The following is a 3,275-nucleotide window of genomic DNA, read 5'->3' as shown; positions in this document are numbered from 1 at the left end:
ATTGGTTGTACAAGTGATTACAGGGGCTTCATTGGGTATAAAATAAATACAGAAATTATTAAACGTTCCAATATCTCCATTTGCATCATCAAGAACCCGCAATTCCCAATTTCCGTTCACTTCAACTCCATTGAAGGCATTGGCGAAGGTACCTCCTTCCGGTTGGAAGGTTCCGGTAAAGGGTCCACTGGCTGTAGTTATATCTGCTCCTCCATCCTGAAATACCGTGTTGGTGTAGTTATCATCAGAGTCACCGTTCTCTACAGACAGCAAAAGCTCTGTTCCATCAGGTGCTGCCAGAGTGACTATAAGATCACCGGTCCAGGTATGAGTAATATCCATTTCAACGCGGTCAATATAGTAATTGGGTCCGACGACACCGGAAGCAACTACCGTAGCTACTGAGGGTGTCATTGGGCCAGATGTATCACCCGGCGCTCCTGCCGGTATGGGTTGCCCCAGCGGGGTTCCACACTCACTAAAGGCGAGGATTTCGTTGCCCACGATGTTCATGACAAGATCACTCGATAATGCAGTGCTTGATGGCGAAGGAATTCCACATGAGGGAGCTGAAAACCAGGAGGGGGCTGTTTCACCGGCCGGATTAGCTCCAACACCATATTGTCCACCGGTTGAACCTACATTGATCACGATTTCATACACTAAATTTTCTCCCAATGGGATGGTAGCAGAAATCGGAACAGAAACAACTGCAGTACTGTTAGCAATCGTAGCCATAAAAACGGCAGAAGCCTGTAAAGTACGGGTGTCATTGGGAAACGTGCCGGTTGATGAATATACATTTACCGTAAAAGGAACGGGAACACCCGGATCTGTTACATATCCTATTCCAAATTCAGCAGCACTGACATGAAAGTCGGTCGTAATTCCAAAATCATCATCCAGATCAAACACCCTGTAATATGAATTGTTCCCAGATCCACAAATTGAAATACTATTTACAGCTTGCGAATTGCTATGCGTTATCACCTGCGGGGTGGACATGATTTGATAGTTGTATCCATCGCCCTGTAGGGTTGCGGTACCGGCAGCCATGGGCTGTTGTTGCTGGGTGTTGTCAATACTGATTGATTGAATTTGTGTGGTGTTTTCGGTTTGCCCGGTAGTGGTCTGAAGCTGTTGTGCCCATCCCATTACCGATGCCAGCAGAAAGACTGTTAAAATCTTAAAGGTACTTTTTTTCATAATAAAGTTGGTTATGTTAATACTTATTCCCTTTTAAAGTAACCGGCGGCAGTTGTTCTATTTTTTGATCAATCGCATCGAGTTCATCTTTGTATTTTTTCCATATCCCCAGAAATGAAAATACCAACAAGATAATGAGAATGACCCATACTAGTTTCTTACGCCTGTTCATTAAAAAAATGTTGGATAAATATAACCTAACTTCTACTACATTTATAATAATAGGGCTTACAAAAAGCTTACAACGCTCTAAGTAATTGTTTTAAAGCGTAAGAAAGGTGTAAGAAGTGTAGGTAAAAACGTACTTAAAGTGAAGAAATGAGGGATTCGAGTTTGACATCGGCCTCCAGACCGAGTTTTTTACGGATGCGGTGGCGGGTTACCTGAATGGCATTGACCGATACCCCCAGTGCGGCTGCCATCTCTTTGGTAGTAAACAGCAATTTGGAGAGAACCAGTAAACGGATTTCGGTTTGGCTGAGTTGGTGGTAGTGGGTTTTGAGCTGATGAATAAAGCCCGGGTGAGCCTTCTCAAACAAGTTCTGAAAGTTGTTCCAGTCGTCGTCAGTGAGGATGGTTGTTTTTTTAAGTTTGTTCAACACCCGGCGTGTATCGTCTTGTTGGGTAGATTCCTCGAGTTGCTTGATGTAATTGTTTTTTTGAATGCTGCTTTGCGCATAGCGTTTGAGTTGATTCCCGGCAGCATCCAGGTTTTGTTGGGCTTTCTGCAGGTTCCTTTCTGCCCGTTGCAGGACTTTCAATCTTTTTTGGTGTTTGTTTCTTAAATACAAATACACTGTAAAAACCAATACAAACACCACTGCTAAAAAAAGCAATATCCGGTTGCGTTCCTGCAGTTTTTGTTGGCGTTCAAGGTTGAAGGCTGCGAGTTTGAGGTTGTTTTCCTGTCGGTTTATTTTCTGTTCGGCACGCACCAGTTTGAGGCCGCTAAACTTTTGATGGTAGTTGTTTTGTGCCCCTACAGCCGAATCGAGATAGGCCATGGCCTGTTCCGTTTGGTTGGTTTTAACAGACAGCTTTGCCAGCACCGGATACAATAACCTGAGGCGATCTGTTTGCCCGGAAAGTGCGATATACCTGCGGGCTTTATACGCATAGGCCTCTGCATCCTTCAGCTTGTTTTTTAGCAGAGCGATTTCGGCCAGGGGAATGAGTGCTCCTGCCGCGAGACCATAATCTTCTGCCTGTTCAGCCTGCTGAGTATCATACAACAACAGGGGTTCTGCTGCGTCAAACTCTTTTTTGAGAAAGTGATTGTAGCCCAGGTTGCCCTTCGCGATGGGTTCCCATACTTCAACTGTTTCAGGAAACTGCAACTCCAATAGAGCTCTGAAGTTGCGGTCTGAGGCTTCAAATTCTTCAAGTTTTTGGTAGCACAAGCCCAGGGTATTGAGGGCATTGGCTTTGTGAAGGCTATTGAATTGTGTTTCTTCGATATCAACAGCTTCCTTTAAAATAGCTATGGCCGGCCGGTAATCCTGAAAATAATAATAAGCCAGGGCAATCCGGTTTAAGTCCATCAGCTTATCAGGATAGGCTTCTGCAGTGACTTTTTGAAGCAGTGTTTCCATTTGCATGTACACCTCAAAAGCTCTTTCATAGTTTTCAAAATCATTCCAATAACATTCTGCAAGTACTCTGAGTGCCCTTATGCGAATGTGTGCAATCCCTTGTCCGGCAGATTTATGAAGGAGGACCCGCAAGGCATGCATCCCTGCATCCCGGGTTGTTTTTTTCTTGGTAAGGTAATAAGCCCATAAAAGTTTCATTTCCAGTTCCAGCTCAAGGTCCTGATGCGTTCGGGCATAGGTTGTAATTTCGTTGACCTTGTTTTTGATTTTCAGGGAATCTTCTAAGTCCAGAATACCTGAATAAAGCTCTTCTATTAACAGGTATTTCTCGTGGTATGGCAGGTTAAGTAACTGCTCTTGTTGAGAAACGCCCTGCAATCCAATAAAAATAAAAAAGGCAATGAATACTTTATGCATGGATATTGAATCTGCTAGGCTATTTAGTTGTGGGAATAAATATATTATAATTATTTAAGT

The 3,275-nt window shown here is 43.6% G+C and carries 3 protein-coding genes; all 3 read right to left on the bottom strand.

From position 1 onward, the window contains the following. The coding region (locus AACY61_RS11050) for a proprotein convertase P-domain-containing protein (RefSeq protein WP_339611641.1) at positions 1-1,206 on the bottom strand (1,206 nt) is incomplete at its 3' end. 16 nt (positions 1,207-1,222) lie between these two features. Beyond that, positions 1,223-1,378: a hypothetical protein gene (locus AACY61_RS11045; protein ID WP_339611640.1), complete on the bottom strand. Its 156-nt coding sequence runs from the start codon at positions 1,376-1,378 to the stop codon at positions 1,223-1,225. 133 nt (positions 1,379-1,511) lie between these two features. Further along, entirely contained in the window at positions 1,512-3,215 is a 1,704-nt protein-coding gene (locus AACY61_RS11040) for a hypothetical protein (protein WP_339611639.1), read from the bottom strand. Positions 3,216-3,275 lie beyond the last annotated feature (60 nt).

This window comes from uncultured Planktosalinus sp. (assembly GCF_963973675.1).
Taxonomy (GTDB): domain Bacteria; phylum Bacteroidota; class Bacteroidia; order Flavobacteriales; family Flavobacteriaceae; genus Planktosalinus.
Note: the sequence above shows the minus strand (reverse complement) of the source record. Positions and strands in the feature narration are given on the sequence as shown.

Bases quoted from the DNA above. Each gene is read 5' to 3' on its own strand.
- AACY61_RS11045 (WP_339611640.1), bottom strand. From the start codon at position 1,378: ATGAACAGGCGTAAGAAACTAGTATGGGTCATTCTCATTATCTTGTTG.
- AACY61_RS11040 (WP_339611639.1), bottom strand. From the start codon at position 3,215: ATGCATAAAGTATTCATTGCCTTTTTTATTTTTATTGGATTGCAGGGC.